This is a genomic window from Paenibacillus sp. ACRRX, assembly GCF_022346885.1.
In the GTDB taxonomy this organism is placed as follows: Bacteria; Bacillota; Bacilli; order Paenibacillales; family Paenibacillaceae; genus Paenibacillus_B.
In genome coordinates this window covers 33,782-51,432 of the sequence record NZ_JAKRNK010000001.1, presented here as the reverse complement: position 1 = coordinate 51,432, position 17,651 = coordinate 33,782, and the positions used below count along the sequence as shown (strand labels likewise).

Here is a 17,651-nt window from a genome sequence, read left to right as displayed (position 1 = left end):
GTACCTCCTTTTGTACGGGTTACGTACTCACTCAAGAGCCTATTTAGGCTCTTCAATTCCTTTTCGCAACGCATTCCAAGCCAACGTCGCACACTTTATACGTGCCGGGAACTTGCATACGCCCGACAACGCCTCAATATCTTCATATTCGTCAAATGTTACATCTTCACCCTTAACCATAGCAGAGAAGCGGTCTGCAAACTCCAGCGCCTGCTCCAGCTTCATGCCCTTCACTGCGTCCGTCATCATCGAAGCACTGGACATGCTGATCGAACAGCCTTCCCCAGTATAGCGAGCATCCTGTACAATGCCGTCTTCAACCTTTAACTGCAGCGAGATACGATCTCCACAGGTTGGATTGTTCAGGTCTATCGTCACCGCATCGGCCTCAAATGTACCCCGATTCCGCGGTTTCTTATAGTGGTCCATGATGACGCGGCGGTACAAATCATCCAATTGCATCGCTAAAATACTCCTTTGTCTCCAGCAACGCCTTTACAAGCTGGTCAATGTCATGCTCTGTGTTGTATAAATAAAAGCTCGCTCTTGCCGTGGCGCTCACTTCCAGCCATCTCATCAACGGCTGACAGCAGTGATGTCCTGCTCGAATAGCGATACCTTTAGCATCCAGAACCGTAGCTACATCATGCGGATGAATGTCATCCAGATTAAACGTCACCAGACCTACACGATCTTGCTCAGGACCAAAGATAGTGATGCCGTCAATCATAGATAACTTATCATATGCATATGCCGCCAACTTACGCTCATGTTCATGAATTGTATCCATTCCGATTTCCAGTAGGAAATCAATTGCTGCCCCCAGGCCAACTGCACCTGCAATAATAGGCGTTCCGCCCTCAAACCGCCATGGAGTATCTTTCCATGTTGATTCATACAAATCAACAAAGTCGATCATCTCGCCGCCGTATTCGATTGGTTCCATCTGATTCAACAGGGCTTTCTTGCCATATAAAGCGCCGATTCCAGTAGGGCCGCACATCTTATGACCGGACAAAGTATAGAAGTCACAGTTCAAATCCTGTACGTCCACTTTCATATGCGGTGAGCTCTGTGCCCCGTCCACAACCATTACGGCACCGTGACGGTGTGCAATCTCACCAATCTCCTTAATCGGATTTACAAGGCCAAGCACGTTGGAGACGTACATCACAGATACAACCTTCGTATGATCCGTGATCGTTGCTTCTACATCTGCAAGTGAGATCGTTCCATCATCCTGCAGCGGTATATATTTAAGTGTAGCTCCTGTTGCTTTAGCTGCTTGCTGCCAAGGGATCAGATTGCTGTGATGCTCCATTGGCGTAATCACGATCTCGTCTCCCTCTTTGCACACCGAGCGTGCATAAGAGCTCGCTACCAGATTCAGCGCAGTTGTTGTACCACGTGTAAAGACGATCTCCTCTGGGCTCTTCGCATGGAGGAAGCGCGCCACTTTCTCACGCGCACCTTCGTAAGCGTCCGTCGCACGTGAACCAAGGGTATGCACGCCGCGATGTACGTTAGAATTGTCCCATTCGTAATATTTCTTAACCGCCTCAATCACACGGTGTGGCTTCTGTGATGTAGCTGCGCTATCCAGATATACTAACGGGTATCCGTTGACGTTCTGATTTAGAATCGGAAACTGCTCACGAAGTTCGCGTCCAATCATTGTCCTAACTTCCTTTCAATGTAACGCTTGAGAAGCTGCTGCAGCTGCTCGTTAGGAATATCCGATACTACTGGTGCCAAGAAGCCGCGAATGATTAAGTTCTCAGCATCAGAGCGAGAGATTCCGCGTGACATCATATAGTAGACCTGTTCTTGGTTGACTTGACCCGCAGATGCTGCGTGTCCTGCCGTTACGTCATCTTCGTCGATCAGGAGAATCGGGTTCGCATCGCCGCGTGCTTTAGGGCTAAGCATCAATACACGTTCTGTCTGCTGGCCGTCTGCTTTTGTGGCGCCCTTCTCGATCTTCGTAATTCCGTTGATGATCGCCGTAGCCGCTTCACGCATAACTGCGCGAGTAATCATCTGACTGTTTGTACTCTTGCCGAAATGAACGGCTTTTGTCGTAATGTTCAGCTTCTGCTCTCCATTACCAATGCAAATCAGTTTCGCATCCGAGTTTGCACCATTACCCTTCAGAATCGAAGTTGTTTCGGATACTGCATTGCCGTTATGCATTTCACCGACAATCCACTCGATCTCGCCGTCATTTTCCACAATCGCACGGCGGAAAGAGATATCAGCTGTTGCTTCAGATAAATGGTGGATAGAAGCATAAGTCACCTTCGCTCCAGCCTTGACAAATATTTCAACAACGCCGTTATGAACGGACGGTGTATCATGCTCATCGGAAATATAGTTATCCACGTAGTTCACACGGCTGTTTGTATCTGCAACAATCAGTACATGCGGTGCAAATGTCGCGTTCGCATCCTGATGATAGAACAAGGCTTGAAGTGGAATATCAACTTCGACGTTCTTTGGCACATACAAGAAGGCTCCACCATTCCATACCGCTGCATGCAGGGCAGCAACACGGTGCTCATCTGCTTGAACAGCTTGCATCAGATAAGGTTTGACCAGCTCTTCATGCTCACGAGCAGCTGTCTCCAAATCTGTAAAAATAACACCTTGTTGCTTCAACTCATCTTGAAGCGTTGCATATATAACACCGGAATTTACCTGTACCAGCACACTGCTTGGGTCAACATTATTCTCACCCCGCAAAATATTACGTGCAGCAGCAGGCACTTCGGAAAGGTTGGCTACTGCTTGCACATCAGCAGCCTTACCATACTCAGAAATGTTCCAGCGATCTATTTTTGTTTTCTCGAGCTTTGGATTCTCAAGTGTTGCTGCTTTATCCAGTGCTCGCAAACGTTGCTCCGCTAACCAAGCAGGCTCTTGTTTGCTGCGGGAAAGAGCAGCGACCGCTTCGCGGTCTACGGGTACTACAGTTTCGGTACTCATCGGTCTATCGCTCCTCCTGTCTATCGATCGTTACGACTACTCGTCATGACCAACAGTTTCGTCTGTAATGCCTAGCTCTTCTTTTACCCAATCGTAACCTTCTGCTTCCAGACGCTGTGCAAGCTCTGGTCCGCCGGATTTTACGATACGGCCTTGCATCATCACATGGACGAAATCTGGATTGATGTAGTTCAACAGACGTTGGTAGTGCGTAATAATCAAGAAGCCGCGATCTTCGTTGCGCATCGCATTTACACCGTTTGCTACGATCTTCAACGCATCGATATCCAGACCAGAGTCGATCTCATCGAGAATAACAATCTTAGGCTCGATCATCATCATTTGCAGAATCTCGTTACGCTTCTTCTCACCACCGGAGAAACCTTCATTCAGGTAACGATGTGCGAACTCATCGTTCATGTCCAATTCCTTCATCTTACTTTCCATTTGGCGAATGAACTTGATAAGGGAAATCTCGTTTCCTTCACCACGACGTGCGTTAATCGCACTGCGCAAGAAATCAGAGTTCGTAACGCCAGCAATCTCACTTGGATATTGCATAGCAAGGAACAGACCTGCACGTGCGCGCTCGTCTACTTCCATTTCGAGTACATCTTCCCCATCGAGAGAAACAGCACCATCTGTCACTTCATACTTAGGATGACCCATCAGAGCAGACGCAAGAGTACTTTTACCAGTACCGTTTGGTCCCATGATAGCGTGAACCTCGCCACCCTTCATTTCCAAATTGATACCTTTTAAAATTTCTTTTCCTTCAATGGTCGCTTTCAGACCATCAATGACGAATTGAGTTGCCATGTGTCCTGTACCTCCAAATGTTCATGGTTTGATAGTTGCTTATAAATAACTTGAAGTGAATATGCGGTTCTTAAAACAGCCAAGCGTGAATTCTATAAAATTTATCACATTATAGTTATTATAAAGTGATTCTCAATGATTCTCAATATGATTTTAATTGTTTCAACTTACCATTTCAACCTCACTCCCCTATCATGACCCTTATAACACCAGTATTATCACGTTTTCGGCATTTACAATCTCTTTCCAAAATAAATAGTATTTATTTTATAAAGGCTAAAAATTTAAATTCTCGAAATAAAAGCGCATCCTTATACGGATGCGCTTGCTGATGTTGACTAAATTCTTAGTATTTTGATTGGAATTATATACTACCGAGTTGTATCCGTATGCTGTGAATTAAAATTAACCCATGTATGCATCAAGCATCCACACATGTTTTTCGAAGTCGGACTTAATGCCCAAGAACATATCACTTGTCGCCTCGTCTCCTGCTTCTTCTGCAGCAGCCATAGCTTCTTCAAACTCTTTATTTAATTGGTTAAAATCTGCAATCAACTGCTTAACCATCTTGTCTGCTGGAATAGCACTGTCACCTTCACCCAGTGTTGTATGTGCCAAATATTCTTTCATTGTTGCGTAAGGCTTACCACCAATGGTTAAAAGACGTTCTGCTACTTCATCCATTTTCAACGTAACATCGTTGTAGAGCTCTTCAAATTTCTCATGCAGGGTAAAGAACAAATGTCCTTTAACAAACCAATGGTAATTATGCAGCTTCACATACAGTACGTTCAAATTCGCTACCTCTTGATTTAATAATTTCTGAAGATTTTCTTTAGCCATGGGAAAAGCCTCCTATAAATTAAAGTGTGTGAAAATTAAATTTAATAACTACTTGTTGATAATTATTCTAATCTAATAATTACTTTTTATCAAGCGATTCCCGAAACTCGTTATGTAGTAATATTTTACACTTCCATAATCGCTTAATGGATCGCCACTGCCACTGTTACTGCATATTTTGCCAGCTGGCTTATATCATTATTTACCCTGTCCGCGTCTCATGAAACATCACTTTCAAAATTAGTATTTAAATAGGCAAAAAAATACTTTATACTATTCCGCAAGCATATAACATGTAAAACCTTCTATTGAAGGAATATTGTAACTCGGGAGGTGTCTTTTCGCCTATGATAAAAGCTACAACTTACCATCCCTTGTCCGTTGAAGACGCAATCGAAGTAGCGCGCAACCTAAAAGGGTTCTTCACCCCTGGTTCAGAACTGCGATGTGAAGAAATCGGCGACGGAAATCTGAATCTAGTGTTCCGAATTCAAGCCTTACACGCAAACGGAGACCTTAACAAAAGTATTATTATCAAGCAAGCTCTTCCTTATGCAAAAGTTGTAGGAGAATCTTGGCCGCTGACGATAGATCGTGCACGGATTGAAAGCGAAGCGCTCCTCTTGCAAGGAAAGTCAGTCCCAGAGCTTGTGCCGCAAGTCTATCTGTTTGATGCAGATATGGCGATGACTGTTATGGAAGACCTAAGTGATCATGTCATTATGCGCCAAGGACTTATAGCAGGTACCAAATATCCGCTGTTTGCAGAGCATATTTCGGAGTTTCTCGCCCAGACGCTGTTCAGTACGTCCGATCTCGGCATGAATCAGCAGGACAAGAAGCGGCAAGTTGAAAAGTTTATTAACCCGGAGTTATGTAAGATTACCGAAGATCTCATTTTTGATGATCCCTATACGAACTCAAGTAATAATAATATAGATTCCGCCATATTGGACGAGCATACCGCATTATGCAGCGATCAATCGCTTCAGTTCGAGGTCATGCTGTTAAGACAAAAGTTCTTGTCGCAGTCACAGGCGCTGCTGCACGGTGATTTACATACCGGCAGCATCTTTATTACGCCTGCATCAACTAAAGTAATTGATCCTGAATTTGCGTACTACGGTCCGATGGGCTTTGATATCGGCGCAGTCATCGGCAATCTGCTCTTGAATGCGGCAGGTCAACAATTCTGGATTCAAGATGTAACCAAGCGCGAGCAATATCGAGATTATTTGCTGACAACGATTCGAGACATTTGGAATCTGTTCGAAATGAAGTTCCGCACGCTTTGGAATCAACACGGCGTCGATCGCCTGTCAACGGCCCATGGCTATCAGGACCATTATTTGCTGGAAGTATTAAGGGACACAGCAGGTTATGCTGGTTGCAAGATGATTCGCAGAATCGTAGGATTGGCGCATGTAGCTGACATTGACACGATTCCGGATACGTCCTCGAAAGAACAAGCTCAGCGTACAGCACTCTCTATCGGTAAGGCATTGGTAACATCTAATCGCAGCATCCATTCCATCGATGAGTTGATTGATGCTGCGAATCAAGCATTTAAAGGAGTACATGTATCATGAGCAACCAACAGGATCATACACTTGACCTATCCATACAGCGTTATGAACCACTTGTATCCGTCCGCTGGACAGAACATTACGAGTTAGAGCTGCTAGACCAGCGGCTCCTGCCTACTCAGATCGTGATGGAGCGACTGACTGAAGTCAGTCAGGTTTGGCATGCTATTCATGATATGGTCGTACGCGGCGCACCTGCGATTGGCATCGCTGCAGCATACGGCGTTGTGCTTGGCGCTCTTAATGACAAAGCAGCAAGCCCACTTGAGTGGCTTAAATCTGTGAACACACATGCAGACTACTTGGCGACATCCCGGCCTACAGCTGTAAATTTGTTCTGGGCATTGGATCGCATGCGCAATCGAGCCTCGCAATTAATGACAGTGAGCAATATTGCTGTGGCCTCACTGAATGAGCTGCTGCTTGAAGAAGCGGTATTGATTCATCAGGAGGATGAGGAAGTATGCCGTCAAATCGGCGAGCATGCCCTCTCTTTATTCCATGATGGAATGGGCGTTCTTACCCACTGCAATGCAGGGGGACTTGCGACAGCCAAGTATGGCACAGCACTTGCACCCATGTATTTGGCTCAAGAGCGGGGCATACAATTAAAAGTATTTGCAGATGAGACCAGACCTGTCCTGCAAGGCGCACGCCTGACCGCATTTGAACTCCAGCAGGCCGGCATCGATGTAACTTTGATCTGTGACAACATGGCCGCCATGGTAATGCAGAAAGGTTGGGTTCAAGCCGTAATAGTTGGTACAGATCGGGTTGCAGCAAACGGCGATGTAGCTAACAAGATCGGTACTTACGGACTCGCTGTGCTCGCCAAGGCTCACGGAATTCCATTCTACGTTGCTTGTCCAACGTCTACGATCGATCTGAACACCTCTTCTGGCGAACTGATTCCGATTGAAGAACGGCATGAACGCGAGATTACTGAAGCATTTGGCTCACGCACAGCGCCTGAGAACATTAAGGTATACAATCCAGCATTTGATGTGACACCAAATGAGTATGTGACAGCTATTATTACGGAGCACGGCATCGTAGAGCCTGATTATGTAACCTCCCTGCAAGACATCATGAAGCGAGCAGCATTGCCGATTGCAGATTAATGTAAACTTTCAGGCTGCCTCACTGGCAGCCTGTTGTTATATCATGCGAAGCAGTGCTTCCTTACCTGGCATGCCAGCATGAATTCCAAGTTGCTCAGCTTCTAGCGTGACGGATTCGAGAGGTGCTTCCAGCAATTGTTCAAGTGTACGAACGCCAACAGCCCGCCCCGCTATAATTTGACGGTCTTTCAAGCGTTCATTCAACAGTGTCACGTCCAAGGCACCACACATAATGTAGCCGCGGTCAGTTGAGATGGAGAGCAGCGTCGTCTTTGGCAGCTGAACCTCTACCCCAACAACCGTATAACCTTCGATCTGAATAGGAACGATTTGAATCAAATCTCATCCCCCCTCACATAAGATTGCCGTATCATTTTATGCCGCTCTGTTGACGGAGTGCATACCGCTTTTATGCATTTTTTTCTATTTTTAATAAATAGTTCTTTAGAACTACTTTTATTGCGCGATGAGTCATAATATAATGATACTTAAATAGGTATAATGACTAGGTGGGGGATTAAATGACTATGCTTAACAATAACAACATGAATCGGTCTGCATACAAATTCAGTCTCGATATCCTAATTGAAAGCAGTTCCAACGCTGCAGCGTTAGAGAAGATTCTTCGGTTGTTGCAAAATGATCCTGATGTGCTGGATCTGCGCGTACAATCCGGCTCCCAGCTAGGCTCCATGCTGCAGCTTTTGGAATCTATGCAGAAGCAAGCACATACGACAACCCCCTTTGGTTCCGTATTGGTGTCTCGCCAATCCGCCCAAGCTAACGTTAACGGCAACAAGCAGCAGCCTCCTGTTCAGCCAGGTGCTGCAGCACCTAGCATACAATCGCAACAAGGACACGCTGCCACGAATAAATCAAATACGTCTGCTCCATCGTCAACCGGTCCGACATTGGTCATCGAGAAGCAGATCGAACAATATATTCAGCATCAGACGTTAACCCGCTTATCGATTAACAAAGGCAAAGGAATCAAAATGAGCTTGCCATGTCGTATTCTAAATTATGATTCTACTTCTCAGCTGCTCAATGTATATCACGTTGATGAGAAGCAGGTTTATGCTTTTCATCTGTATGAAATTGAAGAAATGACGACATAACTGACCAAACCAATACACATATTGGATAGCAAAAAGCCGTAGCTCAGCGCATTTAGCTGGTCTACGGCCTATTTGTGTATGTACATGGATAAATGGACGTATGTAGAGGTCATTTTATAGTATCAAATACTATCAAGCACTTTGCTTACGCAGCATAACCTCAAAAGATTCCACTGGCAATGGCGGACTAAAGAAATAACCTTGAATTTCATCACAAGCATGATCTTGTAAAAATTGCAGTTGATCTGAATTCTCAACACCTTCAGCGATTACCTGCATGTTCATCGTATGTCCCAACGCAATAATTGCGGAAACAATCGCAGCATCGTTTGGATCCTGCTGTAAATCTCGCACGAATGAGCGATCAATCTTTAGTCGATGAATTGGGAAGTTCTTCAAGTAATGGAGCGAACTATAGCCGGTACCAAAGTCATCAATGCTAATACCGACTCCCATTTCTTTTAATTCGTTAAGTACATGTGTAGCTCGGGATACATCAAGCGTCATACTTTCGGTAATTTCCAGATCTAGATATTGCGGCATTAAACCGGTAAAAGCTAATACTTGCTCTACTGTTTTGGTCAGATTGTGCTGTTCGAACTGACGCACTGACAAATTCACCGATACTGGGATTTGCGGCAATCCTTCATCCTGCCATCGTTTATTTTGATGACAAGCCTCCTCCAACACCCATTCACCGAGCGCAACAATAAATCCATTTTCCTCAGCCAACGGAATGAATTCTCCAGGTAATATTACCCCACGTTCAGGATGCATCCAACGCACAAGAGCCTCTACCCCTACGATCCGCTTCGTTCGCATATCCACTTGAGGCTGATAATACAACTGAAACTGGCCTTCAGACAACGCTTTTCTCATTTCGTGCTCTAGCGTCAGCCGTTCAAGCGGGCGATTGTTCATCTCGGGTGCATAGAATAAATAACCGTTTTTTCCCTTTTCTTTCACTCGGGACAAGGCTGTATCGGCTTGTTTTACCATCATGATGGCGCTATCCAGCGTCGCTTCGTTTACGCCGCTCAGGAACACGCCGACACTCATTGTCACATGTACAGGAACCTCGTTCAGCACAAACGGCTCCTCCATCGCGCTCATAAGTGCCTCTACACGTTCAGATGCTTCTACAGGCGAAGCGACATGCGTCATAAAACAGGCGAATTCATCACCTTCCATTCGGGCAAGCATATCGTTCTCAGTCATCACGCGCAGCAATCGTTCTGCAATCAGCATGAGCAGCATATCGCCAAAATCAGATCCAAAAGTATCATTAATCCGCTTAAAGCGATCCAGATCCATATAAACAACAGCCAGTGACGTAGGTACTGTCATGTTCATACGAGCTGATTCTTCCAGACGCTGCATAAACATACGTCGGTTCGGCAGACCTGTCATATCGTCGTAATAGGACATATAGTGAATCTTTTCTGCCATATGCCGATTCGAATTGGTGTCCTGTAAATAAACAATTACATAATCATTCTGGGTGCTAAATCCAACAGGACAAGGTACGAGTCTCGCCAGCCAATCTTGACGAAATCCCTCCTTATGATAGGCCGTTAACTCCAATTGCATATCTATCCTCTTGGAAGAGACGTTGTAAATCGCTCCCACCAAAGGAGAGAGATATCGATCCTCCAGCAACTCGGCCCAAGTTAAACCGTTATAATTAAACGATAATCCTATATGGTCTCGAAACGCCTTGTTTACGGTGACAATAACGCCATCAGCACGTGTCAGAACAGCCGACATCGGCAATTGTTCGTATAAAAGGTTCCACGATGAATAATCATAGGAAGCTGCCTGAGCAAACGGAGAGCTTCTTTCGGACTGCACAATATCCAGTTCTGTCTTAGTCTCATTAGTCGTACTCCAGGTTCTTCCACGCATCATCTGAGCCACGTAAATGAGTATTAATAAGGTCAATATTACAACAATTATTTCCTTAAAAGCCCCTGTCAACTGCCATAATACGAGGCATAGTATTGCAACGGTACCTATGAACGCTATCGACCACGCATTGGATTTATGAATAACCGCACTCCGTTGCGGCTTATGAGTACTCTGTCCATCCTTGGCTTTCAAACTCATCTTCCTTCCGGCATCGTAATCGCTCTTCTAATCCATTAGGAAGAACGTCGCGCAGCTAATGCGAGCATCACCCAGCCGGCAATAAATGCTACTCCACCAATCGGTGTGATCGCACCTAGAACCCCTTTGCCTGATAAGCAAAGAATGTACAAACTACCCGAGAAAATAATTATGCCAATCCAGATAAGCCTTGCAGCCCATAATAGCTTCGCCGGGCTGTTCAAACGATCAGCCATTATGGCAATCAATAGCAGGGCAAGCGCATGAAACATGTGATACTGAACGGCGGTCTCCCATGTTGCCATTCTTTCGGGGGTCAATAAGGATTTCAGCAAATGTGCACCAAAAGCCCCCAACGCTACTGACAATCCAGCATTAATACTGCCCAACATAACATAACGTCGTAACATGATGTCAGCTCCTCCAGCATCTATTTCGACAATATTTTCTATACTGATTTTACGATTCTATCTTACTATGAACTGGCTTCGATTTACCATATGTTATTCCTGATTTCGGTCCTTAATTCATAATAACTCAACATTCCTTTCACAACTTCTTCTATAATACGTCAAATCAGTAAATAATCGAATATTTTTAGGTTCTATTTTCCACTGTTTCCTGCTCAAATTATGCGATACACCCGCTCCGGACGCCCCACCGATCCGTACTGCACATCGGCTCTTAACGCCCCTTCAGATACCAAGTATTCCAAATACCTCCGGGCTGTAGATCGACTAATACCAATACTCTGCCCCAATCGTTCGGCAGACAAGCCTTCGTCCAAATAACGCACATACGTTAATACCTTATCCAACGTCAGCTTATCGATTCCTTTCGGATAATAAGGGTCTTTCATCGCCAGCTCTATTCTGCCTCGCATCAAGGCATCAATTTGCTGTTGACTAACGTTGCTGTTGTGCTGACTCAACATCTTAATGTCATGCTGGTATTGCTTATACTTTTGGAGCGTTTCGAACATCCGCTCATAAATGACCGGTTTCATAATAAAGTCGAATACACCGCTTTGAATGGCTTCACGCACAGATTTCATATCTTTGGCTGCTGTAATCATTATGACATCAATATAACTTTGGCGCTGCTTCAGATAACGGAGAAAATCCATTCCCGACATATCAGGAAAATAAATATCAAGCAGCACAAGGTCAGGCATTAAAATTTGAAGCTGTTCCTTCGCCTGCTGCTCATCCGTAGCAATCCCTACCACTGAGTAGCCAGCTACTTTTTCCACCAAACGCCGATTAATTTCAGCAATTCGAACATCGTCCTCAATAATCAAGACTCGAATCAAGCAGATCCCCCCGCATCATCAGCTTTATAGTCCATTTTCGGGATAACAACGGTAAAAACAGTACCTGGTGCATCTTCTCGAGCGTGATGCATAAGCATCCCCCTTAACTCTTCTACCGCCTGCTTTACCAATATCAGGCCGAATCCTCGGTGTTCCCCTGCCTTTGTCGTAAATCCCAAGTGGTAAATCTGTTCTCCTACGCCGTTCGGAATCCCTACCCCCGAATCTTCCACCTCAATGATAACTTCTTGGCCCCAGTCGGTAATCATGACGTGTACAACTTTATCTTCACGCTCGTCCTGAAGCACCGCTTCAAGCGCGTTATCAATCAGGTTCCCAATAATAGTTACCAGCTTGAAGCGATCAATCTGCGCCGGAACATCCTTAAAACAGCTAGCAGGGTCCATAACCAGATTTACACCCACTTCATGCGCGCGATTAAACTTGCCAATCAACAATCCGCCAAGTATCGGATCTGGCAGTTCACTCATTATAAATTGTGTAAAACTTTCATGAATATCCGATTCCTTCGAGATGACATCCAGCGCCTCTTGATAGGATTCTAACTGTATAAGACCGGCAATAAGATGCAGCTTGTTTGAATACTCATGCGTCTGCGCTCTTAAACCGTCTGCGTAATTGCGCAGTTGGGATAATTGCTCTGTAAGATCATATAGATCTGACTTGCTTCTGAAACTGGATACGGCCCCAATCACTTGATTATTCGTATCGATAATCGGCACACGGTTAGCAACCAATACCCTGTCGGCAATCTTCATATCCACGTTATATTGCGATTGTCCAGATTGAATGACATTCATTAAGCAGGTCTGTGGAAACAGCTCGTATATATGTGAACCAATCAACCGCCGTTCACGCAGCCCCATCAGCTCGAAAGCTGCTTGATTAATGGTTGTAATTTTCCCTTCCTCATTTACTGCAATAATACCTTCCTTAATAGACTCGATTAAAGTTTCTTTCTCGCGATAGAGTCGTCCAATCGCAGCAGGCTCCAAGCCATGAATAGACCTCTTCACATTTCTTGTTATGTAGATAGAGCCTAGACTGCCAAGAAGAATAGCAAGCAGCGCCAGAATAACCATATAGGTCTGATAGGCAACCGCATCTTGTGATATCTCCGCCATGAGGAAGCCGACTGACACAACGCCAACAAGCTTATGGTCCATATTGTAAATTGGAACTTTGCCGCGCAATGAACGACCCATACTGCCCCAAGCATCCGATATGATGGACTTGCCTTGGAACACCTCTTCATTGTCGCCGCCAACCATAGGTTTGCCAATCCTGTCCGCAAGTGGATGGGCAATGCGGATACCCTGTCGATCTCCAACGACGATAAATTCTGCCCCTGTCTCCATACGTATGCGTTCAACAATCGGAAGTACAATCGAGGTAGGATTGTCGGAATCAAAAGCTTGGCGAATGTCATCGAGACTAGCTATCGTCTTCGCTAAATGAATGGCTTCTGTTCCGATCTTATTTTTAAGCGAGGAGGTCCATAAATGATGAAAGGTTCCGGTAAGAGCAATGATAACGATAATAAGCAGGGTGCAAATAAGCAGCATCAACTTCGTTTGTAAGCGCATTCCACTCTTCCTTCCATAAACCAAGCAAACAACAATTACTGCAGTACACTCTAATATAACTATATCATTTGTGTCGTTTTTGTGAATCAGTTAATTGTGTGAACTTTATGATTAATCTAAGTACAAAGTCCAGCAAGCGTAATATGTCCCTAAGCGATTTATCTGCCAGAATTACACGCTAGAATTCCAATTGAAAGCGTTGTCATAGTTTGACGGGAGAGGTTGTGATATGAGAAAGTCTTGGTAATTCACCCCGTAGATGACTTTCTACTCGCCTCGCTTATGCTTTGACTTGTGCTCGGATCGATGGTCAAAATTAATCTAAGGCGTGCGTTTACGGCATCGAATGGGGATTTTACAGTATTGTGGCTGCACTATTTCTAGCCTAGGCCGCACTATGTCTCCTAATATCTCCTTTTCTTAAGATGGAGAGGCAGGAAGATCATTGTTCAAGATGAAGGTTATTGTTGATGAGGAAAAGCCGCTCACCCTCCCAAGCTGCTGTTATCTGGGGTTGTGACGGCTTCATCCTTTAGTGATACGGGACGTTACTGGCTTATTCCAAATGAGCAATTCTAATATCAGGTCACTACCCGCCAGTTATGATTTAGCGTCGCGTATATAGTTCCTCGCTGCATAATATAATCCGCTATCAGCTCTGCAATATCTGTGGGCACATCCAACACTGTGAGCTTATTTGTAAACATGGCGTAATTGCCTCCGCCAGCAGCGCGATAATGGTTCATAGCGACGTCATAAGTACCGTGCACATCGATCTGTTGTCCACTACTGCTTACTAGAAGCTTCGTAATCCGCTCTCCCACTGCACGTGAGATGTCGATTTCATACTCAATGCCCTCCCACATGTCATAATTATAGTGCTGAGGCTTAGGATACAAATACGCTTCATTAATGCGAATATGTTCACTGCCTTGTTCAGTACGATCAAAGTAAGACGCTGTCTGTTCAAGCGCATCCCAAATGTCTTGTCCTGTCACTCGAATCACCTTTAATGTATTCGCATAAATATAGTTCGCTAGTACTTGACGCATCGTAATACGCCCAACAAAGCCCGGTGCCGTATCATCAAACAGCGCCGTGTTGGAAATCGTTGTCTGGCCGTATTCCATCTGTACCCGATTAATAAATTCAATTAGCGGATGATCTGATAATCGAACTTGGCCGGCATCTGTAACTTTCATATCCCCTTCCACTTGACCGATCGACTGATCAAGCCACACCTGCACTTCGGCTTCGATCGGCGCTGCCTGATCGATGATATGCTTGTCTGGGGTCATACCGGCAACCTCAATCCATTTTGAACAAACAGCCCCCACTATCCACTTCTCGTCAACACGTTCCATCTGCACTTCGATACAGCCAACACCTTGTCCGTGTGAACCCGGCTGTGCAATTACTACGCCCTGAATGCGTTCGTTTACAATAATCCGGTGCTGATGTCCAGTCAGCAATATATCAATGCCCTGCACTTCTGCAGCCAGCTTATAACCTTCGTTTTCACCCGTATCTGGTTCTGTTAACTCTCCGCTGTTCATATCACGCTCCAGACCCCCATGATACGACACGACAACCAAATCTACATGTTCTTCTTCACGCAATACCTTAACCCACCGCTGTGCAGCTCGTACAACACACTCAAAATCAATGCCCACAATATGCTGCGGCAGTTCCCAATTCGGGATATAGGATGTCGTCAATCCCAGCACTCCAACCTTTAATCCCGCGGAGAGTTCTTTAATCATATAAGGAACACCAAATATCGGTTCACCATTCGTCTCATCAAGCAAATTAGCGCTTAACCACGGAAATTTGGATTCTTTCATTGCTTGCCTCAAATAGGTAATTCCATAGTTAAATTCGTGATTGCCTACCACAGCAGCATCAGGCTGCAGCAAGTTCATACACGCTATTAATGGATTAGGCAGACTGGATTTCATACGTGCGTGATAATAGGTTAACGGAGTACCTTGCAGCAGATCTCCATTATCAACATATATCGTTTCTTCATATTGACGTCTTAATTGCTTAATCGCAGTAGATATTTTGGCAATACCTGCTTCTATCGGCATTTGATCCGCATATCGGTACGGCAGCACCGTCCCATGGATATCACTGGTGTGAAGAATTGCAAGCTTACCAGACTCATGATGTGGAATGTTAGACATGTAATAACTCCTTACTATATTAAAATAACTTCTCCTCACTAAGAATCCTCTTTACGAAGAAGCATCGATGTATGGTTGAATCTAAAGCGAAACAGCTGAAAGCCCTTATGGCCGCAGCAATAAGGGCTTTTCATGAGCTTCTGTTTAATCAGTTAATCGTTATGGAATCTGTTTGATATACTTTACTGCTGTCTTTGCGTAAACGTATGCTCGCAGCTCCCGTTTTTCCGCTTTGCGTCCGTACTTTAATAATTTGTGCTACGTTTCCGCTGCTATCAGCCGTGAAAGTTCTTGCCGTATAGCCGTAGCCGCTTGGCCATGAGCCATCCGCATTTTGCACCTGACCAACTTGAACACCACCAACCAAATATACGCCAGTCTGAAGTGTTACCGAACTATTAGGTGCAAGACCTGTCACCGTAATCGTCACATCAAACGGCACACCTGCTTGCACCGTTGTAGGATGTGTCATCGAAGGTGTGCCTGTTGGTATTTCGCCTCCGTTATTACCTTGTGCACCATATGAGCCAGTTTTGAATGTGGTAGCATCCCACCACTTGTAACCTGCTGCTGGTGCAGCCCATGGTTCAGCTTGCGGTTCCGTACTGTTAGCAGGTGTCTCAAATGGATGCAAGCTTGTTGCTGTATCCAGTTGGAAGCCTGGAACTTGCGTAAAGCTTGTATACGTCTCCTTATTAGCTAACCAATCGATAACGTTCATCAACAATACAGCATCGTCCTGCTCTTTATATCCGTCATACGTTTTTTTAGTCTGTCCGTTCTCTTCCCTTTTGTATTTAGGTGATACGTCTTCCACTGGAGAAGAATCTCCGATGACAACCGCTTTTCCTTGTCCAACCTTGGAAATCGTTACATATGCACCCTCCGCAATCCCGCCGCCGTTGTATACGCCTTGATCAACCGCATTCGGCCATTTTTGGCTGCTTGAGAGGGTTGGGACATATACAATTCCTTTTGCAATGTTCGGATTGGTGATGGCAATCGTAGATCCCGCATGCATCGCCACACTGGCTACTTGATTTGTGATGCCAAACGATTGGCTTAAAGGTACGATCTGAGTAGCATTAACATCACCAAGCGCATTGTAACGAAGGCGAACACCAAAGTTGTCGGAAAGCCAGTCAGAGCTGGCAACGCCCTGCATAGCAGCAGAGCCTGCTTCTTCTGCACTCATTCCTTGGGCTGGATTGCTCCAAGCACCACGGCGATAGCCGTTAAACACTTCGGAAGCATCCCATCTGTTTTTGTTACGATCTGCATTATAGTGATCCGATACAAAGAAGATGCTGCCTCCACCTTGCACATATTGCAGCAGCGCGGCTTGCTCTGTTGTTTTAAATGGAAGGTTTGCTTCAGGAATTACAAATACATCATAATCTTTGAGATCATTGTATGTAATCGCGGTTGACTTGCGCAGTTCCTTTACATCATAACCTTTATTCGCAATGCCGTTTGCAAAATCGGAAAACCCACCATCAATAACCCAGTCTGCAGCTCCAGCAGTTTGCGCATGTGTATTGTCAAACAACACTTTTTTGCCATTAGGCGTGCCTTTTGCATTAATGTAAGGTGCTGGATCGGATGGCCCCTCTGCATACACGGGCGGATTTGTTCCAAAGGAGAATACAGGTAATGTAATCGCGACTGCCAATACTAACTTGAACCAATGACGTTTCCATTTTGTCCGTACATTCATTATTCATCGCCTCCTCATCAATTATCAATCATTCCATATGCAGAACAGTTCATTCATGATAGAAGATATCCTGGGCCAGCTCCTGCATGCAGCAGCCTCTCGTGTGTTCTCTGACTATTTTATTATGAAAAACATTTGTTAATAGAACCGCATTATTATGAAAAGGTTATGTGAAGACCTCATGGAAATTGTGTAAATCGAAGAAAAAGGCTGCCCTATCCGCGACAAAATCGCAGTAGATGCAGCCT

15 protein-coding genes are annotated in these 17,651 nt (G+C 44.9%); 3 read left to right on the top strand and 12 right to left on the bottom strand.

Features of this window, described 5'->3' with window-relative positions; all coding sequences use genetic code 11:
* Positions 1–39: 39 nt before the first annotated feature.
* The 5 genes from sufU to MH117_RS00195 all read right to left on the bottom strand — a co-directional run bounded on the left by sufU (position 40) and on the right by MH117_RS00195 (position 4,650).
* Positions 40–462 carry a Fe-S cluster assembly sulfur transfer protein SufU gene (gene sufU / locus MH117_RS00215; protein WP_028546142.1) on the bottom strand — a complete coding sequence of 141 codons (423 nt, stop codon included), beginning with the start codon at positions 460–462 and terminating at the stop codon, positions 40–42.
* Entirely contained in the window at positions 449–1,675 is a 1,227-nt protein-coding gene (locus MH117_RS00210) for a cysteine desulfurase (RefSeq protein ID WP_239326241.1), read from the bottom strand. Before MH117_RS00210 ends, sufU begins: the two co-directional genes overlap by 14 nt.
* Positions 1,672–2,985 (bottom strand): Fe-S cluster assembly protein SufD, encoded by a 1,314-nt coding sequence (sufD, locus tag MH117_RS00205; protein ID WP_239326239.1) that lies wholly within the window; start codon positions 2,983–2,985, stop codon positions 1,672–1,674. Before sufD ends, MH117_RS00210 begins: the two co-directional genes overlap by 4 nt.
* A gap of 36 nt (positions 2,986–3,021) precedes the next feature.
* Complete coding sequence (gene sufC, locus MH117_RS00200; protein ID WP_239326237.1) at positions 3,022–3,804, bottom strand: Fe-S cluster assembly ATPase SufC; 783 nt, start codon at positions 3,802–3,804, stop codon at positions 3,022–3,024.
* Positions 3,805–4,209: 405 nt separating this feature from the next.
* Positions 4,210–4,650 (bottom strand): Dps family protein, encoded by a 441-nt coding sequence (locus tag MH117_RS00195; protein WP_239326235.1) that lies wholly within the window; start codon positions 4,648–4,650, stop codon positions 4,210–4,212.
* Positions 4,651–4,997: 347 nt separating this feature from the next.
* On the opposite strand from MH117_RS00195, the gene mtnK reads away from it, so the two are divergent.
* Both mtnK and mtnA read left to right on the top strand, forming a co-directional pair.
* A complete protein-coding gene (gene mtnK, locus MH117_RS00190) occupies positions 4,998–6,239 on the top strand; it encodes an S-methyl-5-thioribose kinase (protein WP_239326233.1) in 1,242 nt (413 codons plus the stop codon).
* Positions 6,236–7,357 (top strand): S-methyl-5-thioribose-1-phosphate isomerase, encoded by a 1,122-nt coding sequence (gene mtnA / locus MH117_RS00185; RefSeq protein WP_239326231.1) that lies wholly within the window; start codon positions 6,236–6,238, stop codon positions 7,355–7,357. The genes mtnK and mtnA overlap by 4 nt, the downstream gene beginning before the upstream one ends.
* A 36-nt stretch (positions 7,358–7,393) precedes the next feature.
* Here mtnA and MH117_RS00180 read toward each other — a convergent pair whose 3' ends face one another.
* Entirely contained in the window at positions 7,394–7,696 is a 303-nt protein-coding gene (locus tag MH117_RS00180; RefSeq protein ID WP_239326229.1) for a YunC family protein, read from the bottom strand.
* A gap of 182 nt (positions 7,697–7,878) precedes the next feature.
* Between MH117_RS00180 and MH117_RS00175 the strand changes: the two genes are divergently transcribed.
* Positions 7,879–8,475, top strand: a complete 597-nt coding sequence (locus MH117_RS00175) for a hypothetical protein (RefSeq protein WP_239326227.1) — start codon at positions 7,879–7,881, stop codon at positions 8,473–8,475.
* A gap of 132 nt (positions 8,476–8,607) precedes the next feature.
* On the opposite strand, the gene MH117_RS00170 is transcribed toward MH117_RS00175, so the two are convergent.
* The 6 genes from MH117_RS00170 to MH117_RS00145 form a co-directional block, all read right to left on the bottom strand.
* On the bottom strand, positions 8,608–10,581 hold the full coding sequence (locus MH117_RS00170) for a putative bifunctional diguanylate cyclase/phosphodiesterase (RefSeq protein WP_239326225.1): 1,974 nt from the start codon (positions 10,579–10,581) through the stop codon (positions 8,608–8,610).
* A gap of 35 nt (positions 10,582–10,616) precedes the next feature.
* Positions 10,617–10,991 (bottom strand): DUF423 domain-containing protein, encoded by a 375-nt coding sequence (locus MH117_RS00165; RefSeq protein ID WP_239326223.1) that lies wholly within the window; start codon positions 10,989–10,991, stop codon positions 10,617–10,619.
* 215 nt (positions 10,992–11,206) lie between these two features.
* Entirely contained in the window at positions 11,207–11,893 is a 687-nt protein-coding gene (locus tag MH117_RS00160; RefSeq protein ID WP_239326221.1) for a response regulator, read from the bottom strand.
* Entirely contained in the window at positions 11,890–13,500 is a 1,611-nt protein-coding gene (locus MH117_RS00155; protein ID WP_239326219.1) for an ATP-binding protein, read from the bottom strand. The genes MH117_RS00160 and MH117_RS00155 overlap by 4 nt, the downstream gene beginning before the upstream one ends.
* A gap of 581 nt (positions 13,501–14,081) precedes the next feature.
* Entirely contained in the window at positions 14,082–15,686 is a 1,605-nt protein-coding gene (locus MH117_RS00150) for a bifunctional metallophosphatase/5'-nucleotidase (protein ID WP_239326217.1), read from the bottom strand.
* 148 nt (positions 15,687–15,834) lie between these two features.
* Entirely contained in the window at positions 15,835–17,403 is a 1,569-nt protein-coding gene (locus MH117_RS00145; RefSeq protein ID WP_239326216.1) for a GldG family protein, read from the bottom strand.
* Positions 17,404–17,651 lie beyond the last annotated feature (248 nt).

Bases quoted from the DNA above. Each gene is read 5' to 3' on its own strand.
- MH117_RS00155 (WP_239326219.1), bottom strand. From the start codon at position 13,500: ATGCGCTTACAAACGAAGTTGATGCTGCTTATTTGCACCCTGCTTATT.
- MH117_RS00195 (WP_239326235.1), bottom strand. From the start codon at position 4,650: ATGGCTAAAGAAAATCTTCAGAAATTATTAAATCAAGAGGTAGCGAAT.
- MH117_RS00165 (WP_239326223.1), bottom strand. From the start codon at position 10,991: ATGTTACGACGTTATGTTATGTTGGGCAGTATTAATGCTGGATTGTCA.
- MH117_RS00175 (WP_239326227.1), top strand. From the start codon at position 7,879: ATGACTATGCTTAACAATAACAACATGAATCGGTCTGCATACAAATTC.
- MH117_RS00145 (WP_239326216.1), bottom strand. From the start codon at position 17,403: ATGAATGTACGGACAAAATGGAAACGTCATTGGTTCAAGTTAGTATTG.
- MH117_RS00170 (WP_239326225.1), bottom strand. From the start codon at position 10,581: ATGAGTTTGAAAGCCAAGGATGGACAGAGTACTCATAAGCCGCAACGG.
- sufU (WP_028546142.1), bottom strand. From the start codon at position 462: ATGCAATTGGATGATTTGTACCGCCGCGTCATCATGGACCACTATAAG.
- sufC (WP_239326237.1), bottom strand. From the start codon at position 3,804: ATGGCAACTCAATTCGTCATTGATGGTCTGAAAGCGACCATTGAAGGA.
- MH117_RS00150 (WP_239326217.1), bottom strand. From the start codon at position 15,686: ATGTCTAACATTCCACATCATGAGTCTGGTAAGCTTGCAATTCTTCAC.
- mtnK (WP_239326233.1), top strand. From the start codon at position 4,998: ATGATAAAAGCTACAACTTACCATCCCTTGTCCGTTGAAGACGCAATC.
- sufD (WP_239326239.1), bottom strand. From the start codon at position 2,985: ATGAGTACCGAAACTGTAGTACCCGTAGACCGCGAAGCGGTCGCTGCT.
- MH117_RS00210 (WP_239326241.1), bottom strand. From the start codon at position 1,675: ATGATTGGACGCGAACTTCGTGAGCAGTTTCCGATTCTAAATCAGAAC.
- mtnA (WP_239326231.1), top strand. From the start codon at position 6,236: ATGAGCAACCAACAGGATCATACACTTGACCTATCCATACAGCGTTAT.